A 26,076-nucleotide genomic window follows, 5' to 3' on the forward strand; every position below is an offset into this window, starting at 1 on the left:
TACGACCCCGCGACTGCCTCGCCGTGACGGCTTGCAGGCGTCGCATCCTTCCCAACCGATTTCGAGGAGCCCGCCATGCTGGACGCCAATCTGAAAACTCAGCTCGAGGGCTATCTCAAGAACATCGTCCACACGGTCGAACTGGTCGCCTCGCTGGGCACCGGGCCGAAGTCGCAGGAGTTGAAGGCTCTGCTGGAGGACATCGTCTCGGTCTCGCATGGCAAGGTCGAGATGGGCCGCGACTATGACGACGAGCGCCAGCCCAGCTTCCTGATCCGCCGCAAGGGCACGGACATCGGCGTGCGGTTCGCGGGCATACCGCTGGGCCACGAGTTCACCTCTCTGGTGCTGGCCCTGCTGCATGTCGGCGGCCACCCGTCCAAGGCCGCGCAGGATGTGATCCAGCAGGTCAAGGACCTGGAAGGCGACTATGTCTTCGAGACCTATTTCTCGCTGTCCTGCCAGAACTGCCCTGACGTGGTGCAGGCGCTGAACCTGATGAGCGTGCTGAACCCGCGCATCAAGCACGTCGCCATCGAAGGCGGCCTGTTCAAGGACGAGGTGGACGCGCGCAAGGTCATGGCCGTGCCGACCGTCTTCCTGAACGGCGAACTGTTCGGTCAGGGCCGGATGGAGCTGGAGCAGATCGTCGCCAAGATCGACAGCGGCGCTGAGAAGCGCGCGGCCGAGAAGATCAAGGCTAAGGACCCCTTCGACGTTCTGATTATCGGCGGCGGACCCGCTGGCGCCGCCGCGGCCATCTACACCGCGCGCAAGGGCATCCGCACCGGCATCGCCGCCGAGCGTTTCGGCGGCCAGGTGCTGGACACCATGGCGATCGAGAACTTCATCTCTGTGCCCCATACCGAAGGGCCGAAGCTGGCGGCTCATCTGGAACAGCATGTCCGCGAGTACGAGGTGGACATCATGAACCTGCAGAAGGCGGCCAAGCTGGTGCCGTCCAAGGTTCCGGGCGGCCTGCATGAGGTGGTGCTTGAGAACGGCGCGTCGCTGAAGTCGCGCACGGTGATCCTGTCGACCGGCGCGCGCTGGCGCCAGATGAACGTGCCGGGCGAGGACCAGTACAAGAACAAGGGCGTGGCCTATTGCCCGCACTGCGACGGGCCGCTGTTCAAGGGCAAGCGGGTTGCGGTGATCGGCGGCGGCAACTCCGGCGTCGAGGCGGCCATCGACCTGGCGGGCATCGTCGCCCATGTGACCCTGATCGAGTACGACAGCGAACTGCGGGCTGATGCGGTGCTGCAACGCAAGCTGGCGACCCTGCCGAACGTGCGGATCGTCACCTCGGCCCTGACGACCGAAGTGCACGGGGACGGCGAGAAGGTGACGGGCCTGTCCTACAAGGACCGTAACTCCGACGCCCAGCATGACGTCGACCTGGAAGGCGTCTTCGTGCAGATCGGCCTGGTGCCGAACACGGAATGGCTGCACGGCGCGGTCGCCCTGACCACGCGCGGCGAGATCGAGGTCGATCATCGCGGCGAAACCAGCCAGCCGGGCGTCTTCGCGGCGGGCGACGTGACGACTGTCCCTTACAAGCAGATCGTCATCGCCATGGGCGAGGGCTCCAAGGCGGGGCTGTCGGCCTTCGACTACATGATCCGCACCGAACCGGCCGTCGAGGCTGTCGAGGCGGCCTGAGGCCTAGTCGGGCCGTGCGAAACGGTTTCGCACGGTCCGAAAGATTTCGACCCCGATGGCCCAGGCCAGGGTGACGACGAAATAGACCCAGCGCAGCGTCAGTACGATCAACAGCGGCGCCGCCCACAGCACGGCCCAGATGTTGTAGGGCAGGACGGAGTGGGTGACGGCGGCCAGAATTAGCGCGATCACGAACATCGGCAGGGTCAGCAGCAGATAGTTGAAGACGGTGATCTTGCGCCGCAGCCAGCCCCATGGCCGGTTGGGTGTGGTTTCGGTCATCGCGCGGTCAGGCCGTCGGCTTGATGAGAGCATACATATGGCTGGGGCCCGCGACTTCGCCCAGTTGAGGGCGCGCCTCCCAGTTGGCCAGGGTGGCCTCATGGTGCAGCCCGGTTTTGCGCAGGACCGCCGCAGAACCGGTGTTTTCCGGATGGCATGTCGCTCAGACGCGATAGATGTCGGGCTGGGCGATGGTCCATGCGACGACAGCAGACGCCGCCTCTGAGGCGAAACCCTGGCCCCAGAAGGCGTCGCCGAAGATATAGCCGATGCTGGCCTGAGGCGGCGACAGCTTCAGCTCCACATTGTCCAGCATCCGCCCTGAGGCCGTCTCTATGACGGCCCACGGAAATGCGGCGCCGGATCGCCAGCAGTCCTGACAGCGCACGGCGAACGCCAGGCTGTCCGCGACGTGCTGATGCGTCTTGAAGGGCATGAAATGGGTTGCCCGCGCACTGCCCGCATAGGTGTGGAAAATCGCATCGGCGTCAGACCGAACAATGGGACGAAGCCGCAACCGCTCCGTATGGATTTCGTCTGGCGCTCGCATCCGATGATGATGCGCTTGGGAAGCGTCTGTCCGCAACGTCTCAGAAGCGCCGGGCGACCCCGACGCCGAACTCCACATCCGGGCTGTCGTTGTTCAGGCCGAAGTTGAGGCCGAAGTCGATCTGGGCGTCGGGCAGGGACGGGGGCGTCCAGACGGCGGTCAGGTCGAAGGTGGACTGGGTGACGGCGTCGATGGGATCGTCGTCATGGCTGAACCAGACCTCTGCGCCCAGGTTCCATTGGCCGAAGCCGCGCCCGACGCCCGCGACCATCGTATAGGCGGCGTGGCGGCCGTCACCGTCACTGTTGGAGACCCAGTCGAACTCTGGCGTCAGGCTGAGGCTCCAGTCGTCGTTCAGAGGGATGGAGACGGGCAGGAGGACTCCGCCCTCGAAGCCATCGGCGCGGATGGCGCGGGCCCCGGTCGGGGCGGTGACGAAGCCGGAGAGGGCGACCGACAGGCCAGAGCCGTCAGGGTTCTTCAGCGAATGACGCAGGCCGATGCTGAGGTCGCCGATGCCTTCCGCCGTATCGCGCGCGCCGGTCGCTCGGTCGGTGGTGCGCTCGCGGTTCCATGTCGTGACGCCCAGTTGCAGCTCGGTCAGGTTGGTCAGGCCATAGCGGATGAACAGGTCGCCGGCGTCCCAGGTTTCGGTCCTGGTCGTCGCATCGCTCTGGCGCGCGCCGTCGAACAGGCCCAGTTCGACCTGCCAGCGACCCTGATCGAGGACGCAACTCGGCGTGCCCTTGCCGGGACGGTCGGCGCAGAAATCGCGCAAAGGGGCGTCTTGTTGAGCCGATGCAGGCGAACTAGCCAGATTCAGCGCGGACGCCGCCAGAATCGAAACCAGGAGCAGGTGTGTCGCCATCGCGCAGCGTGATCACGTCGAACCCTGATATTGCAAGCGTCGCCATTTCAAAAATCAGGGCGGCCTTCGGGCGCCACTGACGATCAATGCAGCTTGAGGCGTCCCGAAACCCGACGGTGAAGCAGGCGCGACAGAGCCAGAATGGCGGTGCGGCTGACGCCCAGGATCGCCCGGTGGTGGTCCAGATGCAGCGCCATATAGGCCCATTTGGCGATCAGACCCTCGATCAGGAAGTTGGGACCGCCCAGTCCGCCCATCAATGAGCCGACGCCCTTGTCCCCGCCCAGGGACACCAGCGAGCCGCGATCCTGATAGACATAGGGACCGGGATCGCGCGACGGATTGGCCAGGGCCTTGGCCAGATAGGCCGCCTGCTGCGCCGCCGCCTGAGCGCGGGCGGGGACGGGCTTGCCGCCGGGGCCGGGCGCCTCGGCGCAGTCACCCATCGCATAGATGTCAGGCGCGGATGTGCGCAGGCGGTCGTCGACGATGAACTGGTTCAGGCGGCCGATGGTCAGGCCCAGGTCACGGTTATGATCCGACGCCTTCACGCCCGCCGCCCATACGATCAGGTCGGCCGGGACTTCGCCCTTTGAAGTGTCCAGACGGTCGGCGTGGACGGCGTTGACCTTGGCGTCGGTCAGAAGACGCACGCCCTTGGCCTCCAGCGCCTTGGCCGCCTTGGCCGAGACGCGTTCAGGCAGGCCGCCCAGAATGCGGGGCGCGGCCTCGATGATGGTGACGGCGAGATCGAACCTCTGGTCCGGCGTCAGGCCGGCGGACAGTTCGTCGTGGCCCTCGATCAGTTCCGTGGAAAGCTCCACCCCCGTCGCGCCTGCGCCGACGATGGCGATGTTCAGGGTCCGCTCGTCCGAATAGGCGGTGGACAGGAAGGCCGAGGTCAGGCGCTTGTTGAAGGCCTCGGCGTCCGCGACGTTTTCCAGCAGATGGGCGTGCTCGGCGGCGCCCGGCGTATTGAACAGGTTGGAGCCGCTGCCGATGGCCAGCACCAGCGTCTGGAAGGTCAGGGTGCGCGGCGCGACCAGCACAGCGCCGTCCTCGTCACGGATTTCGCCCAGCGTCAGGCTCTTTGCCGCAGGATCGAGGCCCGTAAGTTCGCCGAATGCAAAGCTGAAATGATTGCGGCGCGCCAGCACCGGATAGGACAGGCCTTCCTGGTGCGAATCCAGCGAACCTGCGGCGACTTCGTGCAGGCTGGGCTTCCACAGATGGAAGATCGAACGGTCGATCAGAAGGACGCGGCGGCGTCCCTCGCGCGGGCCGAACCTGCGGCCCAGGCGGGCGGCGAGCTCAAGCCCGCCAGCGCCGCCGCCGATAATGACGATGTCATGTTGCATCCGGGCCTCCTGAAGGGATGACCCGGATGTGGGGTCAGGCCGGGTTTTCTTCCAGCCGCTTGTCCAGATAGGCGCCGACGCGACGTTCGACGGCGCCCATGTGGTCCTGCCAGAAGTGGCTCGCGCCTTCTTCCAGTTCGTAGTCGATGACGATGCCCTTCTGGGTGCGCAGCTTGTTGACCACGCGCTCGACCTCGACCGGGGGGACGATGGTGTCGGCGGTGCCGTGCAGGAACAGGCCGGACGCCGGGCAGGGGGCCAGGAAGCTGAAGTCGTACATGTTCGACGGCGGCGAAACCGAGATGAAACCGTCCGTCTCCGGGCGGCGCATCAGAAGCTGCATGCCGATATAGGCGCCGAACTGATAGCCCGCGACCCAGGTTTGGCTGGCGGCCGGATTGTTGGCCTGCAGCCAGTCAAGGGCGGTGGCGGCGTCCGCCAGTTCGCCGATGCCGCTGTCGAACTCGCCCTGCGACTTGCCCACGCCGCGCGAGTTGTAGCGCAGGGTCGCAAAGCCGCGTTGCAGGAACAACTGGTGCAGCGTCACCGCGACCGGGTTGTTCATATGGCCGCCCGCCTTGGGGTGCGGGTGCAGAATCAGGGCGATAGGCGCGTTGGCGCGCTTGCCGGGGGAATAGCGGCCTTCGATGCGACCGGAGGCGCCGGGCAGGATGACTTCAGGCATTTTGGCTCTGGAATCCGTTCAACTGTCATTTCGCGGCTGCGCAATACTTGACTACTGGGGTAGGACTTTCTAGGTCCATCCGGCGCGCGCCGCCTTCGCGAAGGCGCGGGTTCTAGCACAAGAGCCCCGAAAAGCGCGTAATTTTTAAGGGTGCGATATGCGTCTGTCGACCAAGGGACGATACGCCGTAATGGCGATGGCCGATCTGGCGAAAAACGGGCGCGGCGAAAGCGGCGAAACCCGGGCTGTTTCGCTGGCCGAAATCGCCGCGCGCCAGGAGATTTCCCTGAGTTATCTGGAGCAGTTGTTCGCACGGCTGCGAAAGAGCGATCTGGTCAAGAGCGTGCGCGGACCGGGCGGCGGTTATCGTCTGGCCAAGGGCGCGCATGAGACGGTGGTGGCCGAAATCGTGCTGGCGGTCGATGAGCCGATCCGGGCGACGCGCTGCGTGGCGCATGGCTCGCCGAAGGGCTGCATGTTGGCCGGCGAACGCTGCATCACCCATAATCTGTGGGAAGACCTGGGCGACGAGATCCATCGCTATCTGGCGGGGGTGTCGCTGGAAGATGTGGTGATGAACCGCACGGGCCAGCGTCGCCGCAACGTCGAAGCCCCGACACCGGATGCTGTGAGCGTGGCGGCATGACCGGCGTCTATCTGGATTATAATGCGTCGGGACTGGTGCGGCCCGAGGTGCTGGACGCCATGACCAAGGCTCTGGCCGACAACGGCAATCCGTCGGCGGTCCATGCGGCGGGGCGACGCGCCCGTGCGCGGGTCGAGACGGCGCGGGCGCAGGTCGGCGAACTGGTCGGGGCGGACCCGACGGCGGTTGTCTTCAACTCTGGCGGCACCGAAGCCAATGCGCAGGGCATCGCCAGCGCTCTGGCGGCGGGTTGCGAGCGTCTGATCGTCAGTGCGACCGAACATCCGTGCGTGGCCGAGACGGCGGCCAATGCCGGGGCGCCGGTCGAGGTGCTGCCGGTTGATGAAAACGGCGTGATCGATCTGGACTGGCTGGCAGCGGCGCTGTCGCGCCCGGGCCGGGCCGTGGTCGCCATCCATCATGCGAACAATGAAAGCGGCGTGATCCAGCCAATCGCCGAAGCGGCGGCCCTGGTGCGGGCGGCGGGCGGCTGGCTGCACGTCGATGCCATCCAATCGGCGGGCAAGATCGCGGTCGACATCCGTGTGCTGGACGCCGACAGCCTGACGCTTTCGGCGCACAAGCTGGGCGGGCCGCAGGGCGTCGGCGCGCTGATCCTGAAGGAAGGCGTGTCGGGCGTTCGCATCCTGCACGGCGCCGGGCAGGAGCGTGGCCTGCGCGCCGGGACGGAGAACGTGCCGGGCATCGCAGGCTTTGGCGTCGCCGCCGACTGCGCTGCGCGTGATCTGGAGGCGATGGGATCACACATCGTCTGGCGCGACGATGCGCAGGCCAAGGTGATCGCGGCGGGCGCCGTCATCATTGGTGGCGGGGCGCCGCGTCTGCCCAATACATTATTCATGGCGGTCGAAGGCTGGGACAGCCCTCAACAGTTGATCACGCTGGACCTGACGGGTGTCATGGTGTCGGCGGGGTCGGCCTGTTCGTCGGGCAAGGTGAAACCGTCCAAGACCATCAGCGCCATGGGCCTGAACACCCTGGCAACCGGGGGCGTGCGCGTCTCTGGCGGCTGGGGAACAAGTGAAAACGACTGGGTGCGGTTCGCCGACGCCTGGGTCGCTGCGTACAACAAGCATAAGACACGCGCCGCCGAGCGCGTGAGAGAGGTCGCCTGATGGCCGCCGTCAAGGAAACCATCGACGCCGTCGCCGCACTGGAAAAGTACGAGCACGGCTTCACGTCGGACATCGAGACGGAATACGCGCCCAAGGGCCTGAACGCCGACATCGTGCGCTTCATCTCAGAGAAGAAGGGCGAGCCGGAGTGGATGCTGGAATGGCGTCTGGCCGCCTATGAGCGCTGGCTGGCGATGGAAGAGCCGACCTGGGCGGCGGTGAAGTATGAGCTGGTCGATTATCAGGACCTGTTCTACTATGCGGCGCCCAAGCAGAAGGAAGGGCCGAAGTCTCTGGACGAGGTCGATCCCGAGATCCTGGAAGTCTATAAGAAGCTGGGCATCCCGCTGAAGGAGCAGGAGGTGCTGGCGGGCGTGCAGGGCGCACCCAAGGTCGCCGTGGACGCCGTGTTCGACAGCGTGTCGGTGGTCACCACCTTCAAGGAGGAACTGGCCAAGGTTGGCGTGATTTTCATGCCGATTTCCGAGGCCTTGCGCGAATATCCTGACCTGGTGCGTCAATATCTGGGGTCGGTGGTGCCGGTCTCGGATAACTATTTCGCGGCCCTGAACAGCGCGGTCTTTTCCGACGGGTCGTTCGTCTACATCCCGCCGGGCGTGAAATGCCCGATGGAGCTGTCGACCTATTTCCGCATCAACGCCAGCCAGACGGGCCAGTTCGAACGCACCCTGATCATCGCCGACAAGGGCGCTTACGTCTCCTACCTTGAGGGCTGCACGGCGCCGATGCGCGACGAGAACCAGCTGCATGCGGCGGTCGTGGAGATCGTGGCGCTGGACGACGCCGAGGTGAAATATTCGACGGTCCAGAACTGGTACCCCGGCGACGCCGAGGGCAAGGGCGGCATCTACAACTTCGTCACCAAGCGCGCGGATTGCCGCGGGGACCGGTCCAAGGTGTCGTGGACGCAGGTGGAGACGGGTTCCGCCGTCACCTGGAAATATCCGTCCTGCATCCTGAAGGGCGAGGAAAGCTCGGGCGAATTCTACTCCATCGCCATCACCAACGGGCATCAGCAGGCCGACACCGGCACCAAGATGATCCACCTGGGCAAGAACTCGAAGAGCCGGATCATCGCCAAGGCGGTGTCGGCGGGCAAGTCGGACTCGACCTATCGCGGCCTGGTTTCGGTGCATCCCAAGGCCACGGGCGTGCGCAACTTCACCCAGTGCGATTCCTTGCTCATCGGCAAGGAGTGCGGTTCGCACACCATCCCCTATATCGAGGCCCGCAACGGCTCGGCCCAGCTGGAGCATGAGGCGACGACGACGCGCCTGAGCGACGACCAGTTGTTCTACGCCCAGCAGCGCGGCCTGTCGGAAGAGGAGGCGGTGGCCCTGCTGGTCAACGGCTTCGTCCGCGACGTGATGCAGAAGCTGCCGATGGAGTTCGCCGTCGAGGCGCAAAAACTAGTGGCGATCAGCCTTGAAGGCTCGGTCGGGTAAAGAAGAACCATGCTTAAGATCGACAACCTCCACGTCTCCGTCGGTGAAAAGCCGATCCTCAAGGGCCTGACGCTCGATGTTCCGGCGGGCGAGGTGCACGCCATCATGGGGCCGAACGGCGCGGGCAAGTCGACGCTGGGCTACGCCCTGTCGGGACGGCCCGGCTATGAGGCGACTGAGGGATCGGTCGAATGGGCGGGTGAAGACCTGCTGGAGCTGGACCCGGCTGAACGCGCGGCCAAGGGCGTCTTCCTGTCCTTCCAGTATCCGATAGAAATCCCCGGCGTCCCGGCCCTGACTTTCGTGCGCACGGCGTTGAACGCCCAGAGGCGCGCGCGGGGCGAGGACGAGGTGGCGGCCCCCGCCTTCCTGAAGCTGGTCCGCGAAGCGTCCAAGGCGCTGAAGATGGACTTCGACATGCTGAAGCGGCCGCTGAACGTCGGCTTCTCGGGCGGTGAGAAGAAGCGGATGGAGATCCTGCAGATGGCCCTGCTGGAGCCGTCGCTGCTGATCCTGGACGAGACGGATTCCGGCCTCGACATCGACGCCCTGCGCATCGTGTCGGAAGGCGTGAACGCCCTGCGGTCGCCCGACCGCGCCATGCTGGTCATCACCCACTATCAGCGCCTGCTGGACTATATCAAACCGGACCGGGTCCATGTGCTGGCCGGCGGCCGCATCGTGGCCTCGGGCGGACCGGAACTGGCGCTGCAACTGGAGGCGGAAGGGTACGACAAGTATCTGCCCGAAGCCGCATGACAGCCGTTTCCCGGATTGCCCTGACCGACGCCTCCACCTTCCCGACGCGGCGGGTTGAGGCATGGAAATACAGCGACCTTAAACGCTGGCTGCGAGAGGCGCCGCCGGCGTCGCCGCAAGCCGAAGTGTCGTCGTCTGGCGTGTTCGACGACCTGGGCGGCGAGGCGATCATCTTCGCCAACGGCCACGCTGTCGGCGTGACGGACTTCATCGCCTCGGGCGAACAGACGCTGCGCCTGCGTTATGTCAGCGACGCCGTCGGCACGGGCCACACCGCCAGCGCGCGGGTGTCGGCGCGGGCAGGGGCGCGGCTGCTGCTGCTGGAAACGCATGAGGGGGCGGGCTCGGCCTATGTGGCCCACAACCGGCTGGAGCTGGACGTGGCGGCGGGCGCGGAAGTGACCCGTGTGGTTCTGGTCGAGGAGCCGGAGGACGCCATCTCCATCACCGAGGCCGACGTGCGCGTGGAGGCGGGCGGCGTGTTCCGCCAGACGGTCGTCACGACCGGCGCCAAGTTGCAGCGGCTGGAAACCCGGGTGAAGCATTTCGCTCAAGGCGCCCACGCTCAGGTCGACGGCCTGTATCTGCTGAACGGATCGCGTCATGCAGACCTGACCTCGGTCGTCAGCCATCTGGCGGCGGACGGCACGACCAGCCAGTTGATCAAGGGCGTGGCGCGCGACACCGCGCGCGGCGTCTTCCAGGGCAAGATCGTGGTTGAACGCGGGGCCGACGGCACCGACGCCCGAATGGCGCACAATGCCCTGATCGCCTCTGAACGGGCCGAGATCGACGCCAAGCCGGAACTGATCATCTATGCCGACGACGTGCAGTGCGCGCACGGCAATACGGTGGGGACGCTGGACGAGAGCGCCCTGTTCTACATGCAGCAGCGCGGCATTCCGGCCGACGAGGCGCGCGCCCTGCTGACGCAGGCCTTCCTGATCGAGGTCATAGACCGCATCGACCACGAGGGCGCGAGAGAGGTGGCGAGGGAATGGCTGACGGCTCGCTTGTGACCAGCTTTGATCCCTACGCCGTCCGGGCGCAGTTCCCGATCCTGTCGCGACAGGTGAACGGCAAGCCGCTGGTCTATCTGGACAACGCCGCCTCGGCCCAGAAGCCGCGCGCGGTGATCGACGCCTTGGTGGCCTCGATGGAGGGCAGCTACGCCAACGTCCACCGCGGTCTGCACACCCTGTCGAACGAAGCGACCGAGGCCTTCGAGAAGGCGCGCGAGATTGTCGCGCGGTTCCTGAACGCCGAGACATCCGAGCAGGTCGTCTGGACCAAGGGCGGCACCGAGGCGATCAATCTGGTGGCCAATGGTCTGGGCCTGTCGATCCAGCCGGGCGACGAGATCGTCGTCACCGAGATGGAGCATCACTCCAACATCGTGCCGTGGCATTTCCTGCGCGAGCGGTACGGGGCAGTGCTGAAATGGGCCCCGATCAAGGATGACGGTTCACTGGACATGGCGGCCTATGCCGACCTGCTGGGGCCAAGGACGCGCATGGTCGCGGCCACCCACATGTCCAACGTCCTGGGCACCATCAATCCGGTCGCGGAGATCTCCCGTCTGGCCCATGCGGCGGGCGCGCAGGTGCTGATCGACGGCTGTCAGGGTGCGGTCCATGCGACGCCGGACGTGCAGGCCATCGGCTGCGACTTCTATGTGATCACGGGCCACAAGCTGTTCGGCCCTACCGGCATCGGCGCCCTGTATGGCAAGGCCGAGGCGCTGGAGGCCCTGCCGCCCTATCAGGGGGGCGGGGAGATGATCGAGCGGGTCGAGCAGGACCGGATCACCTACGCCAAGCCGCCACACCGGTTCGAGGCGGGGACGCCGCCGATCCTGGAGGCCATCGGCCTGGGCACGGCGCTGGACTGGCTGTCGCAATACGACCGCGCGGCGGTGCAGGCGCACGAACATGCCCTGTATCAACATGCGCTGGACCGGCTGCAAGGCCAGGACTGGTTGCGGATTCTGGGACAGGCCGAGGGCAAGGGCGCGCTTCTGACCTTCGCCATCGAGGGCGCGCACGCCCATGACGTGGCCCAGATCATGGACCGTTACGGCGTCGCCGTGCGGGCAGGGACCCACTGCGCCGAGCCGCTGGCGAAAAGATTGGGCGTGACCTCGAGCACACGCGCCTCCTTCGCCCTATATAACACCATGGAGGATACGGATGCCTTCGTGGACGCGCTGATCAAGGCGCGGAACTTCTTTGTGTAACGCCATGACCGATAACACCATTCAGGACAGCGACGCCTTTCAGGCCGCCTGGGATGAACCTCAGAAGAGCGCCCTGTCGCAGGCCGAACTCGACACCCTGACCGAGAACCTGATCGAAGCGTTGAAGTCCGTCTATGACCCGGAAATCCCGGTCGATATCTATGAGTTGGGCCTGATCTATCGCGTGGATGTGTCTGACGACCGCGACGTGGTGGTCGATATGACCCTGACGGCGCCGGGCTGCCCGGTGGCGGGCGAGATGCCGGGCTGGGTCGAAACGGCGGTGGAGAAGGTCGAGGGCGTGCGCAGCGCCAAGGCCAATCTGGTGTTCGACCCGCCGTGGGATTCCTCCAAGATGAGCGACGAGGCGAAACTCGCCTTGAACATGTTCTGATGACCGAACTTCAAGCCACATCCCGCCCGCGCCGTCCGCGCCCCAAGGCCGTCACCCTGACCGACGCCGCCGCCGACCGCGTGCGTGAAATCCTGGACAATGCCGAGAACGACCACATCGGTCTGCGGATCGGCGTCAAGAATGGCGGCTGCGCGGGGCAGGAATACACCTTCGCCTATGCTGACGAGATCGGGCCGCTGGATGAGGTGGTCGAGGACAAGGGCGTGACCATTCTGATCGAGCCCAAGGCGGTGCTGTTCCTGATCGGCACCGAAATCGATTACGAGACGACACGCTTGGCCTCCAAGTTCGTGTTCAATAATCCGAACCAGACCGACGCCTGCGGCTGCGGCGAGAGCGTGACGATCGTGCCGGTCGCCAGCTCCTGAGGTGGCGTTCGATCCCGACTTCAACGAATGGGTGCGCGAGCATTTTGACGCCCTCGGGCGGCTTGAGATCAAGCGGCTGTTCGGCGGGGCAGGCGTTTACGCCGGCGGCCTGATGTTCGCGCTACTGGATGATGGTGTCGTCTGGCTGAAGGCGGACTACGATCTGGCCGAAATGTTCGAGGCGGCGGGATCGCGTCTGTTCACCTATCCGGCCAAGGATGGACGCACGCTGTCGCTGGGCTACTGGAGCCTGCCGGAGACGGCGCTGGACGATCCCGAGGAGGCGGTGAGCTGGGCGCGGCGTTCGCTGGACGTGGCGCTGCGCAAGGCGGCGGGCAAGAAGCGGAAGACGACCCTGCCTGCTGACTGATCGACGGGGCTATTTCTGCGGCGCATCCATCAGAACGGCGGGCGTGACGGGGGCGCCCGTCGCCTGAGCGACCAGTTCGGCGGTGCGGGCCTCGACGACGGCTTCCAGACGTTCCAGGAACTCCTCCTTTTTCAGGCCGACCGGGATCGGGTCGAGGAATTCCAGCGTCGCCACGCCGGGGTGTTTCTCATACTTCTCCTCGGGCCAGAACAGGCCCAGGTTGGTGGCCAGCGGCACGACGGGCATGTCGAAGTCGCGGTACATGTGCCAGACGCCGGAGCGGTATTTGTACTTCTGGCCGATGGGGGCCAGATGGCCCTCGGGATAGATCAGGATTTTGCGGTTCTCGGCCTTGGCTTCGGCGGCGCGCATGGCCAGCGCCTTGCGGGCTTCGTGGCCGCCGCAGGAGTTGACGACGATGGCCCCCAGCTTCTTCAGCACGCCGCCCAGCAGAGGAAACTTCTCCAGATGGTCGCCGGTGACGAAGGCCAGGTCGTCGAACTGGTCATAGGTGGCGAAGCCGTCGCCCCAGCTCTGGTGTTTTGACGCGACGATGAAGGCGCCCTGCGGCAGACGCTCCTTGCCCCGCACGTCCAGCTTGATGCCGGCAAAGACCGACATCGCCTGCACCATCCGCTTCACATAGCGGCGGATGACCCAACTTGCGGGGCCGCGCCCTGGCGCAAGGGCCGCGAAGGCGGCGGTCAGCCCGTAGCTGATCGAGAGGATCCAATAGACGATGTTGAAGGCGAGGCTGCGCATAATTGAACTATGCTCAGAAAAATTCGCTTTTGTCAGGCGGCATCTTTCAGCGGCGGAGCGCTGCTGACCTTATTTCGTCCACCTCGCTTGGAGGCGTACAGGGCGGCGTCGGCCCGTTCCAGCAGGGAGGCGGCGCTTTCGCCCGCCTGTCGCTCTGCAAACCCTGCGGAAATGGTCACCGCGCCCAGATCATCATTGGTCGAGCGACGGCGTAGGCCGCGTGATGAGACCTCCTGGCGGATGCTTTCCAGGGCGGACATGACCGCACCGCTGCTTTCGCCTGGGAAGATGATGGCGAACTCTTCACCGCCGAAACGGGCGGCGAAGCGACGGCCGACGCAGATGCGCGACAGGACGGTGGAGACATAACGCAGCACCTGATCACCGGTCTGGTGGCCCCAAGTGTCGTTGAACCGTTTGAAATGGTCGATATCCAGAACGGCCAGACACAGCGGCGTCTTGGATTCCACCGCGCAGACGGCGGCCAGTTGCTCGTCGAAGGCCTTGCGGTTGGCCAGATTGGTCAGGGCGTCGGTCATGGCGTCGCGCCGCACCTGGTCCAGATGTTCGCGCAGACGGGCGACTTCCTGATTGGAGTTGGCCAGACGTTTTTCGAGAATGGCCGTTTCGCGGCGCACGCGGCGGGTCGCCGTGCTCAGGTCGCCGACAATATCTTTCAGCACCGTGACTTGATCAGCCGCCTCTAGCGTTTCAGATGCGCCAGCCAGGGTCTGACCATAGTCGAGTTGGGTCTTGTGCGCCTTGGTGATGGCCTCGGCGACGCTGGACAGTTCGCGGTCCAGCACGGCGCCGGCGTCGCGGATTTCTTCCGACAGCCGCCCGCGCGGCAGGAACTGCGCCGCCAGCATTTCGGATGTCTCGTCTGAAATAGGCGTCGCTTCGGCCAGCAGTTTCTGGATCGCCAGGCCCAGCGGCCCTTCGGGATCGCCCAGATAGTGCAGCCAGAGTTCGAAATTCAGCGGCGTCGGCCAGACGCCCGACTTTTCCATCTCGACGATGACGTTGCGCGCCAGAGCATAGGCCTCGGGCCCGCGCACAACAGTCTCGACCTGATTAGACATTCGTCTCTTCCCCACGGGCCCCATTCTGAGGCCCTTGGGAAAGTTCTAATCCGCGAAACGTAACGCCGGGTTAAGCGGGAATGACGACCGGGCGGCGCAGGAAGGCCGGGATGTCATCGCCGAAACCGCGGACGCCCTGGCGTTGGGCCTCGTCCTTGGCGGGCTTGCGGTCGCCGCGGCGGTCCGATTGCAGCAGTTGCGGTTCGCGGTCGGGACGGGGGGCGCGCGTCTCCACCGTTGCGACAGCCTCCGCGACGACCGCTTCCACGACGGCGGGGGTCTCGACCACGGCTACAGCAGTCACATCCGGCTTGGCCTTACGGCGGCTGCGGCTGCGGGGCGCTTCGGCGGCGGGAGCTTCAGCCTGGGCGGCGGCGACGGGTGCGACTTCGGCCTGAGCCGGTTCCGCAGCGCGCGAACGGCTGCGACCGCTGCGTTCGCCGGAGCGTTCGCGTCCGCCGGAGCGTTTGTCGTCGCGACGGTAGTTGTCCTTGATCGCGGCGAAGTCGATGCCGTCCAGAACCAGTTCTTCCGGGTCCTTCTTGATCAGCTTCAGCACCTTATCCAGCGACTTGTCGTCGGACGGGGTCACGATCATGAAGGCCTGACCTAGACGTCCTGCGCGGCCGGTGCGGCCGATGCGGTGGACGTAGTCGTCGGCGTGGTGCGAGACGTCGTAGTTGAAGACGTGGCTGACGTCGGGGATGTCCAGACCGCGTGCGGCGACGTCAGACGCGACCAGAATCTTCAGATTGCCGGCGCGGAAGTCAGCCAGGGTCTTCATCCGGTGCGCCTGGTCCAGGTCGCCGTGGATGGCGGCGGCGTCAAAACCGTGCGTCTGAAGGGACTTGGCGACGATATCGACTTCGGATTTGCGGTTGCAGAAGACGATGCCGTTCTTGACGTCAGAGCGTTCGATCAGGGCGCGCAGGGCGGTGCGCTTGGCCTTGGGATCGCTGGTCGGGATGCGGACCAGATACTGGGTGATGGTGTCGGCGGTCATCGCCGGACGCGAGGCCTCGATCCGGGTCGGATCCTTGAGGAAGGCGGTCGTAAGGCGGGTGATCTCCGGCGGCATGGTGGCCGAGAAGAACAGGGTCTGGCGACGCGGCGGCGTCAGTTTGAAGATGCGCTCGATGTCAGGGATGAAGCCCATGTCCAGCATGCGGTCGGCTTCGTCCACGACCATGATCTCAACGCCGGTCAGCAGCATCTTGCCGCGTTCGAACAGGTCCAACAGGCGGCCAGGCGTGGCGATCAGGACGTCCACGCCCTTGTTCAGCGCCGCAACCTGGTCGCCCATGGAGACGCCGCCGATCAGCAGCACCCAGGTCAGCTTGGTGCCCTTGGCGTATTTGGCGAAGCTTTCGGCCACCTGGTCGGCCAGTTCGCGGGTCGGGGCCAGAACGATGGCGCGCGGCATCCGGGCGCGGGCGCGGCCCGTCGACAGGCGGTCAACCAGCGGCAGGGTGAAGGCGGCGGTCTTGCCGGTGCCGGTCTGGGCGATGCCCAGGACGTCGCGGCCTGCCAGGGCGACCGGGATCGCCTGCTCTTGAATGGGGGTTGCGGTCGTATAGCCGGTATCGGCGACGGCCTGCAGCGTCGTGGGCGAAAGGCCCAGTTGGGTAAATTCGGTCATGAATCCTTAGGGAGAGAAAAGCGTCTGCGTGCATCAAGCAACGGAACCGCCCCTCTGTGGGCGAGCGGGCGGCGCGTATCGCAGACCTGTCCCGAGGCTGGGTGCGATATAGAAGTCCCTTCGCCAAAGTCAAGTATTCATGCGCTTTGCAGCCTGTTGGGCCACATGGAGAACCGCACGATCTGCGCAACAGACCGTGCGGAACCTGGATCAGCAGGCGGCGGAGGCCGCAACAGGCGCGCGTTTTCGGCTGAGGATCAGGACCAGCGCTAGGCCCAGTCCCGCCGAGACGGCTCCGGCGATGGCGACCGCCGGATAGCCCAGCCCGCCCGCGATCACCGCGCCGCCGACCGCTGCGCCGATGGCGTTGCCCAGATTGAAGGCGCCGATGTTGACCGAAGAGGCCAGATTGGGCGCGTCCGCAGCGGCGGCCATGACCCGAACCTGCAGCGGCGGCACCAGGGCGAAGCTGGCCACGCCCCAGATGAAGATGACCACCGAACTGGGCGCCGCGAACGGCATGATGAAGGCGAAGACGACCAGAATGGCGGCCAGCGAACTCAGGGTGATGATCAGGGTGCGGTCCACCGACTTGTCCGCGAACTTGCCCCCCAGCCAGTTCCCGACCGTCAGGCCCAGGCCATAGATCACCAGCATGGCGGTGATGAAGCCGATGGAGGCGTGGGTCACGTCCCGCAGGATCGGGGCGATATAGGTGAAGACAGTGAACATGGCGCTGGAGCCGATCACGGTCAGGACGAGCGCCGACAGCACGGGGCCGCGCCCCAGAACCTTCAGTTCCGCCAGCGGATTGCTGTCCGTCGGCGCCGGCAGTTTGGGCAGGGTCAGGCGAAGCGCGATCATGACGATCAGGCCGATGGCGGCGATGGCCCAGAAGGAGGCGCGCCAGCCCAGCACGTCACCGGCCCAGGTCGATAGCGGCACGCCCAGGACGGTGGCGATGGTCAGACCCATGAACATGGCGGCGACGGCGCCCGCCTGACGGTTCGGCGGTACGAGGCTGGCGGCGACGATGGAGCCGACGCCGAAGAAGGCGCCGTGGTTCAGCGAGGTGATGACCCGTGCGATCAGCAGGGTGTTGTAGTCGGTGGATATTGCGGACAGCAGATTGCCCAGGGTGAAGATGGCGACCAGCCCGATCAGCAGAGCACGGCGTGGCACGCGGCCCGTCGTCAGGGTCATCAGGGGCGCGCCCAGCATGACGCCCAACGCATAGGCGCTGATCAGCAGGCCTGCCGTAGGAATGGAGACGCCCAGATCGGTGGCGATCACGGGCAACAGGCCCATGGGCGCAAACTCGGTCACGCCGATGCCGAAGGCCCCGGCGGCGAGGGCGAGAAGGGGAGGGTTCAGCTTCATATGTGGCAACCTTGGCGCAGAGGCCGGGGAGGGGTTCATCTAGGCCGGACAGATGGACGCAGGGCCGCATCGGCGGTAGGTCATGATCAGGCCAAGGATTTTTGATCTGGACGCAAAGATGCAGACAAATGGAGCGGATCGGGCGCGGGAACTGGAGGTTTTTGCGGCCGTGGCGCAAAGCGGCAGCTTCTCCGCCGCCGGGCGCGCCCTGGGGCTGACGCCGTCAGCGGTCAGCCGGACGATCGACCGGATCGAGGCTCGGCTGGGCGTGCGGCTGATGTTGCGTACCACGCGGGTGCTGACCCTGACGGCGGAAGGCCAGGCCTATCAGAGCGCGGCGCGTCGAATTCTGGCGGATCTGGACGACGCGGAGCAGAGCATCGCTGATCAGGGGGCGCCGCGCGGCCGCATCCGGGTCAGCGCGGCCCTGGCGCACGGGCGTCTGGTGGTGGTGCCGCTGCTGGGCGAGTTCGTGCGGCGCTATCCGCACATTCTGGTCGACATCAACCTGACGGATGCGGTGGTCGATGTGGCGGCGGGGCAAGCGGATGTGGCGATCCGGTTCGGACCGCTGGCTGACAGTCCCCTGACCGCGCGGCGACTTGGGGAGACGGGGCGGATCATCGTCGCCTCGCCCGAATATCTGGCCCGACGCGGCGTGCCGCAGGTTCCGGAAGACCTGCTGGATCACGACTGTCTGAACTTCAACTTTCGCCGCACCGAACCCGTCTGGCCGTTCCGCAGAGAGGGGCGCGACTATGCCCTGACGGTCAGGGGATCGGTTGAGGCCAATAATGGCGAGACACTGACCCAACTGGCGATGGATGGCGTCGGGGTGACGCGCGTCGGCGCCTTCAGCGTGGGTGACGCGATCGAAAGCGGCCGTCTGGTTCCGTTGCTGGAGGATTTCAACCCCGGCGACCGCGAGCCGATCCACGCCGTCTTCGTTGGCGGCGCCAATATGCCGGCGCGGGTGCGGGTGTTTGTCGACTTCCTGGCCGAACGTCTGCGCTGATCAGCGCTTCTTGCCCAGTTCGGCGGCGATGTCCTTGGTCATGCGGCCGACCTTGCGGTGGGCGGCGGTGATCTGGTCGCGCGTCACGCCCCAGCGCTTCATCCAGTATTCGACGGCCTGACGCTCGGACAGGTCCAGGCGGTCCTTGTCGATGAAGCCGCGTTTGTCTTTCAGTCCCGCCATATGTCGTCTCCGTCTCAATCTGTCTTGCGGCCCATTGCAACGCCTGCGTGGACCTTAAACGCAAATCGCCGGACGGAGTGCTCCGCCCGGCGATCCGGTTCGTCGGTAATCTGAAATCAGCGCTTGCCGACGATCCAGTCGCCCAGTTTGGCGAAGAAGCCCTTGCTTTCGGTTTGGGGCGCAGGCGTCGCAGCGGCAGGGGCTGGCTTGGGTGTTTCGACGACTGGGGCGGGCGTCGGCGCGGCAGGCGCGGCTGCGGCGACGGCGGGCGTGACGACGGGCTTGGGCGCCTCGACAACCGGTTTGGGCGCAGCCGGGGCGGCGGGAGCAGCCTTGACGGCGGCCTTGGGCTTATCCGCCTTGGGTGCAGCGGCCTTTACAGGCTTGGGCGCGGCCGTTTTCGGCGCGGCTGGTTTTGCAGCAGGCTTGGCGGCGGTTTTCGCAGCGGCCGGTTTCGCAGCAGCCTTCGGCGCGGCGGTCTTGGCCTCAGCCTTGGGTTTGGCTGGTGCCTTCGCAGCGGCGGCCTTTGCAGGCGCGGCCTTGGCGGCGGTGGTCTTCGCAGCGGCGGGTTTGGCCGCAGCAGCCTTGGGCGCAGCCTTCGCAGCAGCCGGTTTCGCCGCCTTGGGCGCCGCAGTTTTCTCAACAGCAGCCTTCACAGCGCTCGACTTCGGCGCGGCTTTAGGCTTGGAAGCGGCAGGCGCCGCCTTAGGCGACGCAGGTTTAGACGTAGTTGGTGACTTAGCCATGTATTCCCCGACCCCTCGGTTTGATCAAAAACGCGGCGGCGACGGTAGGACCATGCGCCAGTTCGCAACGATTCGTCATATTAGCGGTGTTTGAGAAATGTCCGAGTCTGCAGTTCAGATAATCGCACGCGGTGCGCGAGCCGCGGCTGAAAGCGCCGCCGAGGCGGTTGACGCCGACGTGCTGCTGGAAGGGGCAACCTATTCCATCCTCGAGGAAGACGAGGACAAGGGAATCTGGCGCATCGACGGCTTCCCGACCACGAATGACGAGGCCGAACGTATGGCCGCCATCCTGCGGGAGCACGGGGGGCTTGAGGTTGTGGTCGAGAAGCTGGCCGACGCCGACTGGCTGGCCATGTCGCTGTCCGGCCTGCCGCCGGTCGAGGCCGGACGCTTCTTCGTCTATGGCGCTCACGATCAGGGCAAGGTGCCGGAAGGGCGCGTGAACCTGAAGATCGATGCGGGCGCCGCCTTCGGCACCGGCCATCACGGCACCACCGTCGGCTGCCTGGAGGCCTTTGACAATCTGTTGAAGACCGAGAGCTTCGAGAAGGTTCTGGACGTCGGCTGCGGCACGGGTGTTCTGGCCATCGCTGCGGCCAAGACGGGCACGCCGATCGCCGTCGGCACCGACATCGACGAACCCTCGGCACGCATCGCCAATGAGAACGCCGAGATCAACGACGCCAAGTGCGACTTCTATTTCGCCGACGGCCTGGGCGATCCGCGGATCGCCCAGCACCTGCCGTATGATCTGGTGTTCGCCAACATCCTGGCCGCCCCCCTGGTCGAACTGGCCCCCGAGATCGGCGCCGCGCTGAAGTCGGGCGGGGTCGCCATCCTGTCGGGCCTGCTGCGCACGCAGGAGGAGCGGGTGCTGGACGCCTACCTGCCGCTAGGCTTCGTGGTCGAACAGACCATCCACCATGACGCCTGGAGCGCCCTGCAACTGCGCAAGGGCTGATCAGAACTCGCTCGAGTCGGGTTGGCCGTTCGAGCCGTTCAGGCCGCCGTCCACGGGCATGACGTGTCCGTGGACGAAGCTGGCGTCGTCTGACGCCAGGAAGGCGATCACCGCAGCGATCTCCTCAGGCTGTGCGCCGCGCCCGAGAGGGATCGCCTTGGCGAAGGCGTCCATCAGCGGCTTGTCCTCGTTCATCTCGGCGGTCAGGTTGGTGTGGACCAGGGTCGGTGCCACGGCGTTGACGCGCACGCCGTCACGTCCGCTGTCGCGCGCCAGGGCCCGGGTCAGCTGGGTCACCGCGCCCTTGGACATGTTGTAGCCGACCATCGAACCATCGCCGCCCAGACCGGAGATGGAGCTGGTGTTGACGATGCAGCCCTTGGTCTTCTTCAGTTCGGGATAGGCGGCGCGACAGCCATAGAAGACGCCGTCGACATTGATGTTCATGACCTTGCGGTAGTCATCCAGAGACACCTCGGTCACCGTCCCCTCGCACAGGACGCCCGCGTTGTTCACGATCACGTCCAACTGACCGAACCGATCCACAGCGGCCTTCACCATGGCCTCGACCTGATCCAGTTTGGAGACATCGACCTGATGGGCGACGACTTTGTCGCCGTCGAAATCCTTCATGGCATCGGTGTTCAGATCAGCGGCCAGAACATTGGCGCCTTCTGACGCAAACCGCTCAACGGCGGCCTGGCCGATGCCTGAGCCAGCGCCAGTGACAATTACAGTTTTTCCGGTGAAGCGAGCCATCGCTTTGTCCTTTCGTGTTTTGGGATGCCCAAGGACAACAGGACGGGCGGCAGGCTGTTCCAAGACAAGTTGTCCCATGTCTTGAGCAGAAGGCGGCAGGGGCCTAGGGGATGGCCATGCGCCAGACCTTTGACGAAACCACCGATCCGTCCTTTGGAGCCAAGCACCTGCCTCTGCTGCGGGCCGAAATGGCCAAGCAGGGGCTGGATGGCTTCTTGATCCCCCACGAGGACGAGCATCAGAACGAATACCTGCCCGACGCCAACGAGCGTCTGGCCTGGGCGACGGGCTTCACCGGCTCTGCCGGGGCGGCGGTGGTGTTCCAGGATCGGGCCAGCATGTTCACCGATGGGCGCTACACCGTGCAGGTGAAGGCCCAGACCGATCCGGCCCTGCTTGAACGCCGCGACCTGAACGATGTCGCCGCCTATCTGGAGACGGCGGCCAAGGGGGCGGTGATCGGTTATGACCCGCGTCTGCACAGCCCGGACGCCCTGATCCCGCTGAAGCGCGCGGCGCAGAAAGCGGGTGCGGAACTGAAGGCCGTAACGGTCAATCCACTGGATCTGGCCTGGGGCGATGCGCGCCCGGCCCAGCCGACGGCCCCCGTCGTGCCGCATCCCGATGTCTATTCCGGCGAGAGCCACGCCTTGAAACGGGCGCGGATCGGCGAGGCTGTGGCGGATGCAGGAGCGGACGCAGTTCTGCTGACGGCGCCGTCATCGATTGCGTGGCTGTTCAATGTGCGCGGCGGCGACGTGATCCGTTCGCCGCTGCCGATCGGTCAGGCCCTGCTGGCGACGGATGGCACGGCGCGGCTGTTCCTCGACCCGGCCAAGGTGACCAATGAACTGCCGGAATGGCTGGGCGACGCGGTGCAGATCGTGGCGACCGAACGTCTGGCCAAGGCGTTGGAGGGTCTGAGCGGCCAGAAGGTGCTGGTTGATCCGGCCCTGTCGTCCGCCTGGTATTTCGACCGTCTGGAGCAGGCGGGGACGACGGTGGTGCGCGGGGCGGACCCCTGCGCCATTCCGCGCGCGTCCAAGAACGCCGTCGAGATCGAAGGCAGCCGCAAGGCCCATATCCGCGACGGTGCCGCCCTGACGCGGTTCCTGCACTGGGTCGATACGGTGGTGCAGGACACCCTGCCGGACGAGCGCACGGTGGTTGAGGCGCTGGAGCGGTTCCGCGAAGAGACCGGCGCGCTGAAGGACCTCAGCTTCGACACCATCGCGGGCGCAGGGCCGAACGGTGCCCTGCCGCACTACAAGCCCGTCGGCGGCACGATCCGCCATGTCGAAAAGGGCTCGCTGCTGTTGGTCGACGGCGGCGGTCAGTATCTGGACGGCACGACCGATGTGACCCGCACCATGGCTGTGGGAGAGCCGACGGCGGACCAGAAACGCATGTTCACCCTGGTGCTGAAGGCGCACATCGCCATGGCCACGATCCGCTTCCCCGCGGGGACCAGCGGCATGGCCCTGGACGCCATCGCTCGTGCGCCGATGTGGAACGCCGGGCTGGATTACGACCACGGCACCGGCCACGGCGTCGGCTCCTATCTGGGCGTCCATGAGGGGCCGCAGCGGATCGCGAAATGGGGCACGTCTCAGCCGCTGCTGGAAGGCATGATCCTGTCGAACGAGCCGGGCTATTACCGCGAAGGCCACTGGGGCATCCGCATCGAGACCCTGCAGGTGGTGACGCCCGCGACGGTTCCCGAAGGCGGCGAGCGGCCCATGCATGGCTTCGAGCAACTGACTTTCGCCCCGCATGACCGCCGCCTAATCGACGCCGACATGCTGACGGCGGACGAGCGGGCCTATGTCGACGCCTATCATGCCGAGACTCTGGCCAAGGTCGGGCCTCTGCTGGAAGGCGAGGTCCTGGCCTGGCTGACGCAGGCCTGCGCGCCGCTGTGACAGGCCTGACCGCATGACCATGATCGGCGCCATCGCCCTGCTGCTGGTGTGCCAGTTGGCGGGTGAGGCGATCCATCGGCTGACGGGTCTGCCCCTGCCGGGGGCGGTGATCGGCATGGTGCTGCTGGTCGGGTGGCTGGCGTTGGTGCGCAAGGAACGCCCGACGCTGGAGGCGGTCACCGGCTGGCTGACGGCGCATCTGTCGATCATGTTCGTGCCGGCGGCGGTCGGCCTGATCGACGAAGGTGCAGCTCTGTCGCGCTATGGCGTAGGCATTGTCGTGGCGACGGTGATTTCGGTTCTGCTGACCCTGTCCGTGACGGCGCTGGTGTTCCGCTGGGCCGTGCGGCGGTTTGGCCCTGACGAGCAAGAGCAGGCATGAGCGGCCCGATGTCCTCGCCGATCCTGTGGCTGACGGCGACCCTGATCGTGTTCGAGGGGGCGGACAGGCTGTCGCGGCGCAGCGGGCGGCATCCGCTGTGCCATCCGGTCCTGCTGGCGACGCCGGTGCTGATCGTGGTGCTGCTGCTGACCCGGACGCCCTATTCGACCTATTACAGCGCGACCCAGATGCTGGTCTTCCTGCTGGGACCGGCGGTGGTCGGGCTGGCGGTTCCGATATGGGCGCAGCGGGCCGTGATCCGGCGGCTGGCCGTGCCGATCGGACTGGCGCTGGCGGCCGGGGCGGTGACGGCTGTGGTCAGCGCGGTGGGCATACTGGCCCTGTTCGGCGCGCCGCGTGAAATCCTGGCCTCCATCGCCCCGCGCGCCACCACGACCCCGGTGGCGATGGAGATGGCGCAGCAGTTGGGCGGTGTACCGGCATTGGCGGCGGTGATCGTCCTGTTCGCCGGCGTGTTTGGCGCGATGGTCGCTACGCCCCTGCTCAACGCCCTGAAGATCGACGACTTCCGCGCGCGTGGGTTCGCCACCGGCGTTTCGGCGCACGGCATTGGCGCGGCGCGGGCGTTTCAGGTGGATGCGACGGCGGGCGCCTTCGCCAGTCTGGGCATGGCGCTGAACGCGGTGGCGACCGCTACGCTTCTGTCGGTTCTGGCGCTTCTGACCTGACCGTCTTGTTGTCGGCGCAGTGCCGTAGCTCCGTCACACGGCAGGGCAGGTCGGCCAGCGCCGCCTTGGTCGCCTCATAGCCCGACGCGACGGGCGCATCATAGGCCTTCCAGTCGCGGATGTCGGTCGTGCCGGTCTTGGGCAGGATCAGCACATCGGCGTCGGCGCGCGACTGCTCCATTTCGGTGTCGGTGGTGATGGTGGCTGACCGCATCAGGATCGAGACGATGGGCGGGCCGCGCTTCCAGGCGCCGGACGCGATCCATTTCCACCAGGATGGCGGGTTCTCCAGCGATTGGGGATCGACACCGCGCGTCTGGGACATGTCCACGCCGATGATCGGGCCGCTGTTCAGCTGGCGCATCACGCTGGTGGGGAAGTTCTTCAACACCGCCCCGTCCACCAGCACCTGTTCGTCGATGACGACCGGCGGCAGGACGCCGGGAATGGCGATGGAGGCGCGCATGGCCTTGCGCATCAGGCCGCTGCGGTGAACCACGATCCGACCTGAGGTCAGGTTGGACGATACGGCGAAGAAGGGCAGGGGCAGGTCGGCGATGTCCACGTCGCCATAGGCCCGCTCCAGCAGGCCCGCGACCTTGCGCGCCCGCGACATGGCGATCAGCGGCAGGGTGATGTCGGCCAGGGGGTCAGACTCAACAAAGGCCCGGCGGATTTCGTAGTCCAGCCGCTCGAACGACCAGCCCAGCGCCGGGCCCGCCGCCACCACGGCGCCCATGGACGAGCCGCCCAGAAAGTCGAGCGGCACCTTGGCCTCTTCCAGCGCCTTGACCGCGCCGATGTGGCAATAGGCGCGCGCGCCGCCGCCCGACAGGACCAGACCGACCGCCGTGCCGGTGACGACGCGGGCCATGCGTTCGGCGTCAGACGCCAGCCCTTCGACACAGTGGAACCAGCGATCCGGCTCCAGCGCGTTCAGCCAGACACGGGTGTTGGCCGGCTTGGTCATGCGCGGGTCGCGCAGCAGGATCAGGTCGGTCAGGCGGCGGTTGTCGCCAAACCCGACGCGGCGCGGCAGATTGGCGGGCGGGGCCATGAGGGCGCTGCCGACAATGAACAGCCGGTCCACCTGACGGGTGCACAGATTGGCCCAGGCGGGCTGATCCTGTTCGGCGACATAGAGGACATAGTCGTGGTCGTCCTCGACCCGGCTGAACCATTCGGAGGCCGAGGACAGGGCCGACTGGTCGATGACCTTGCAGGTGAAGCCCAGCGCCTGGATGGCGGCGGCGATCCGTTCGACGAAGGCGCGGATCGGCTGGGGGCGGGCGGAAACGAAACCGAAGACGCTGGGTTCGGTCGCGCCGCCTGCACGCTCGCGCGCGCGATGGATCATCAGGCGTGACAGTTCGACCATCAGGTCAGGTTCGCTGCGGGCCGCCTCGAAGAAGGCTTCGCGCGGCAGGGACAGGATTTCGGTGTCGCGCAGGGCCACGACGCTGGCCGTGTGGGGCGTTCCCGCCAGCATGGCCATTTCCCCAACCGGCTCGCCGGATCGCACCACGCCCAGGAACTGCCCCGGTTGGCCCTGCTCCATGCGGAAGACGCCAAGGCGTCCGCTGCGGACCAGATACAGGGTGTCGGACTCGTCGCCCTCGGCGAACAACTGCTCGCCGCCAGTCAGGGCGAACCAGCTGGCGCGCCCCATCATCTTGCCCTCGAATATGCGCGAGAGGGCGGCTTCCAGGGTGTCGGGACGAAGCGTGGCCATGCGCCTATCTAGGGCCGATT

The 26,076-nt window shown here is 66.1% G+C and carries 28 protein-coding genes; 15 read left to right on the plus strand and 13 right to left on the minus strand.

All coding sequences use genetic code 11. The features are described 5' to 3' along the window. Positions 1-75 precede the first annotated feature (75 nt). Complete coding sequence (gene ahpF, locus KWG56_RS03825; RefSeq protein WP_219353789.1) at positions 76-1,662, plus strand: alkyl hydroperoxide reductase subunit F; 1,587 nt, start codon at positions 76-78, stop codon at positions 1,660-1,662. Between the two features lie 3 nt (positions 1,663-1,665). Here the strand turns inward: ahpF and KWG56_RS03830 are convergent, their stop codons facing one another. From KWG56_RS03830 to KWG56_RS03850, 5 genes are all read right to left on the minus strand, one after another. Then, positions 1,666-1,944 (minus strand): hypothetical protein, encoded by a 279-nt coding sequence (locus tag KWG56_RS03830; RefSeq protein WP_219353790.1) that lies wholly within the window; start codon positions 1,942-1,944, stop codon positions 1,666-1,668. A gap of 163 nt (positions 1,945-2,107) precedes the next feature. Further along, entirely contained in the window at positions 2,108-2,461 is a 354-nt protein-coding gene (locus tag KWG56_RS03835) for a GNAT family N-acetyltransferase (RefSeq protein WP_219353791.1), read from the minus strand. A 73-nt stretch (positions 2,462-2,534) separates the two neighbouring features. Then, the gene (locus tag KWG56_RS03840; RefSeq protein WP_219353792.1) at positions 2,535-3,272 is read right to left on the minus strand and encodes a transporter; all 738 of its coding nucleotides are present in this window, start codon (positions 3,270-3,272) and stop codon (positions 2,535-2,537) included. A 173-nt stretch (positions 3,273-3,445) separates the two neighbouring features. Further along, positions 3,446-4,720, minus strand: coding sequence for an NAD(P)/FAD-dependent oxidoreductase (locus KWG56_RS03845; RefSeq protein WP_219353793.1), 1,275 nt, complete (start codon positions 4,718-4,720; stop codon positions 3,446-3,448). Positions 4,721-4,754: 34 nt separating this feature from the next. Further along, complete coding sequence (locus tag KWG56_RS03850; RefSeq protein ID WP_201097968.1) at positions 4,755-5,405, minus strand: alpha/beta hydrolase; 651 nt, start codon at positions 5,403-5,405, stop codon at positions 4,755-4,757. A gap of 157 nt (positions 5,406-5,562) precedes the next feature. Between KWG56_RS03850 and KWG56_RS03855 the strand changes: the two genes are divergently transcribed. Genes KWG56_RS03855 through KWG56_RS03895 form a run of 9 tightly spaced genes read left to right on the plus strand, consistent with a single transcriptional unit; the run spans position 5,563 to position 12,801 of the window. After that, positions 5,563-6,051: an Rrf2 family transcriptional regulator gene (locus tag KWG56_RS03855; protein ID WP_201097966.1), complete on the plus strand. Its 489-nt coding sequence runs from the start codon at positions 5,563-5,565 to the stop codon at positions 6,049-6,051. Next, complete coding sequence (locus tag KWG56_RS03860) at positions 6,048-7,187, plus strand: cysteine desulfurase family protein (RefSeq protein ID WP_219353794.1); 1,140 nt, start codon at positions 6,048-6,050, stop codon at positions 7,185-7,187. Before KWG56_RS03855 ends, KWG56_RS03860 begins: the two co-directional genes overlap by 4 nt. After that, positions 7,187-8,653, plus strand: coding sequence for a Fe-S cluster assembly protein SufB (gene sufB, locus KWG56_RS03865; RefSeq protein ID WP_219353795.1), 1,467 nt, complete (start codon positions 7,187-7,189; stop codon positions 8,651-8,653). The genes KWG56_RS03860 and sufB overlap by 1 nt, the downstream gene beginning before the upstream one ends. Positions 8,654-8,662: 9 nt before the next feature. After that, positions 8,663-9,412, plus strand: coding sequence for a Fe-S cluster assembly ATPase SufC (gene sufC, locus KWG56_RS03870; protein WP_219353796.1), 750 nt, complete (start codon positions 8,663-8,665; stop codon positions 9,410-9,412). Continuing rightward, the gene (sufD, locus tag KWG56_RS03875; RefSeq protein WP_219353797.1) at positions 9,409-10,431 is read left to right on the plus strand and encodes a Fe-S cluster assembly protein SufD; all 1,023 of its coding nucleotides are present in this window, start codon (positions 9,409-9,411) and stop codon (positions 10,429-10,431) included. The genes sufC and sufD overlap by 4 nt, the downstream gene beginning before the upstream one ends. After that, positions 10,410-11,648, plus strand: coding sequence for an aminotransferase class V-fold PLP-dependent enzyme (locus KWG56_RS03880; protein WP_219353798.1), 1,239 nt, complete (start codon positions 10,410-10,412; stop codon positions 11,646-11,648). The genes sufD and KWG56_RS03880 overlap by 22 nt, the downstream gene beginning before the upstream one ends. Before the next feature lie 4 nt (positions 11,649-11,652). Continuing rightward, a complete protein-coding gene (locus KWG56_RS03885; protein WP_219353799.1) occupies positions 11,653-12,042 on the plus strand; it encodes an SUF system Fe-S cluster assembly protein in 390 nt (129 codons plus the stop codon). Continuing rightward, positions 12,042-12,431 carry a HesB/IscA family protein gene (locus tag KWG56_RS03890; protein ID WP_219353800.1) on the plus strand — a complete coding sequence of 130 codons (390 nt, stop codon included), beginning with the start codon at positions 12,042-12,044 and terminating at the stop codon, positions 12,429-12,431. The genes KWG56_RS03885 and KWG56_RS03890 overlap by 1 nt, the downstream gene beginning before the upstream one ends. A gap of 1 nt (position 12,432) precedes the next feature. Further along, positions 12,433-12,801, plus strand: coding sequence for a TfoX/Sxy family protein (locus KWG56_RS03895; protein WP_219353801.1), 369 nt, complete (start codon positions 12,433-12,435; stop codon positions 12,799-12,801). A gap of 9 nt (positions 12,802-12,810) precedes the next feature. On the opposite strand, the gene KWG56_RS03900 is transcribed toward KWG56_RS03895, so the two are convergent. The 4 genes from KWG56_RS03900 to KWG56_RS03915 all read right to left on the minus strand — a co-directional run bounded on the left by KWG56_RS03900 (position 12,811) and on the right by KWG56_RS03915 (position 17,664). Next, positions 12,811-13,563 carry a lysophospholipid acyltransferase family protein gene (locus KWG56_RS03900; protein ID WP_219353802.1) on the minus strand — a complete coding sequence of 251 codons (753 nt, stop codon included), beginning with the start codon at positions 13,561-13,563 and terminating at the stop codon, positions 12,811-12,813. Between the two features lie 32 nt (positions 13,564-13,595). Next, entirely contained in the window at positions 13,596-14,645 is a 1,050-nt protein-coding gene (locus KWG56_RS03905) for a GGDEF domain-containing protein (protein ID WP_219353803.1), read from the minus strand. A 70-nt stretch (positions 14,646-14,715) separates the two neighbouring features. Continuing rightward, positions 14,716-16,284 (minus strand): DEAD/DEAH box helicase, encoded by a 1,569-nt coding sequence (locus tag KWG56_RS03910; RefSeq protein WP_219353804.1) that lies wholly within the window; start codon positions 16,282-16,284, stop codon positions 14,716-14,718. 210 nt (positions 16,285-16,494) lie between these two features. Beyond that, the gene (locus KWG56_RS03915; RefSeq protein ID WP_219353805.1) at positions 16,495-17,664 is read right to left on the minus strand and encodes an MFS transporter; all 1,170 of its coding nucleotides are present in this window, start codon (positions 17,662-17,664) and stop codon (positions 16,495-16,497) included. A gap of 118 nt (positions 17,665-17,782) precedes the next feature. Between KWG56_RS03915 and KWG56_RS03920 the strand changes: the two genes are divergently transcribed. After that, positions 17,783-18,679, plus strand: a complete 897-nt coding sequence (locus KWG56_RS03920; protein ID WP_219353806.1) for a LysR family transcriptional regulator — start codon at positions 17,783-17,785, stop codon at positions 18,677-18,679. On the opposite strand, the gene KWG56_RS03925 is transcribed toward KWG56_RS03920, so the two are convergent. Together KWG56_RS03925 and KWG56_RS03930 are read right to left on the minus strand one after the other, a co-directional pair. Next, the gene (locus KWG56_RS03925; protein ID WP_047413801.1) at positions 18,680-18,862 is read right to left on the minus strand and encodes a DUF3606 domain-containing protein; all 183 of its coding nucleotides are present in this window, start codon (positions 18,860-18,862) and stop codon (positions 18,680-18,682) included. It lies immediately after the preceding gene. Positions 18,863-18,978: 116 nt separating this feature from the next. Beyond that, a complete protein-coding gene (locus KWG56_RS03930) occupies positions 18,979-19,518 on the minus strand; it encodes a hypothetical protein (RefSeq protein WP_219353807.1) in 540 nt (179 codons plus the stop codon). A gap of 187 nt (positions 19,519-19,705) precedes the next feature. On the opposite strand from KWG56_RS03930, the gene KWG56_RS03935 reads away from it, so the two are divergent. Beyond that, complete coding sequence (locus KWG56_RS03935) at positions 19,706-20,572, plus strand: 50S ribosomal protein L11 methyltransferase (protein WP_219353808.1); 867 nt, start codon at positions 19,706-19,708, stop codon at positions 20,570-20,572. Here KWG56_RS03935 and budC read toward each other — a convergent pair whose 3' ends face one another. After that, positions 20,573-21,331 (minus strand): meso-2,3-butanediol dehydrogenase, encoded by a 759-nt coding sequence (gene budC / locus KWG56_RS03940; RefSeq protein ID WP_219353809.1) that lies wholly within the window; start codon positions 21,329-21,331, stop codon positions 20,573-20,575. It abuts the gene before it with no gap. Positions 21,332-21,447: 116 nt separating this feature from the next. Between budC and KWG56_RS03945 the strand changes: the two genes are divergently transcribed. The 3 genes from KWG56_RS03945 to KWG56_RS03955 are packed head-to-tail and all read left to right on the plus strand — an operon-like array spanning position 21,448 to position 24,324. Continuing rightward, positions 21,448-23,253, plus strand: a complete 1,806-nt coding sequence (locus KWG56_RS03945; RefSeq protein ID WP_219353810.1) for an aminopeptidase P family protein — start codon at positions 21,448-21,450, stop codon at positions 23,251-23,253. A 13-nt stretch (positions 23,254-23,266) separates the two neighbouring features. After that, on the plus strand, positions 23,267-23,635 hold the full coding sequence (locus KWG56_RS03950; RefSeq protein WP_236261117.1) for a CidA/LrgA family protein: 369 nt from the start codon (positions 23,267-23,269) through the stop codon (positions 23,633-23,635). Beyond that, positions 23,632-24,324, plus strand: a complete 693-nt coding sequence (locus KWG56_RS03955; RefSeq protein ID WP_219353811.1) for an LrgB family protein — start codon at positions 23,632-23,634, stop codon at positions 24,322-24,324. Before KWG56_RS03950 ends, KWG56_RS03955 begins: the two co-directional genes overlap by 4 nt. On the opposite strand, the gene KWG56_RS03960 is transcribed toward KWG56_RS03955, so the two are convergent. After that, positions 24,290-26,056 carry a patatin-like phospholipase family protein gene (locus KWG56_RS03960; RefSeq protein WP_201097925.1) on the minus strand — a complete coding sequence of 589 codons (1,767 nt, stop codon included), beginning with the start codon at positions 26,054-26,056 and terminating at the stop codon, positions 24,290-24,292. The two genes, KWG56_RS03955 and KWG56_RS03960, sit on opposite strands and share 35 nt — an antisense overlap. Positions 26,057-26,076 lie beyond the last annotated feature (20 nt).

The sequence above is a fragment of the Brevundimonas nasdae genome, from assembly GCF_019395145.1.
GTDB lineage: Bacteria > Pseudomonadota > Alphaproteobacteria > Caulobacterales > Caulobacteraceae > Brevundimonas > Brevundimonas nasdae.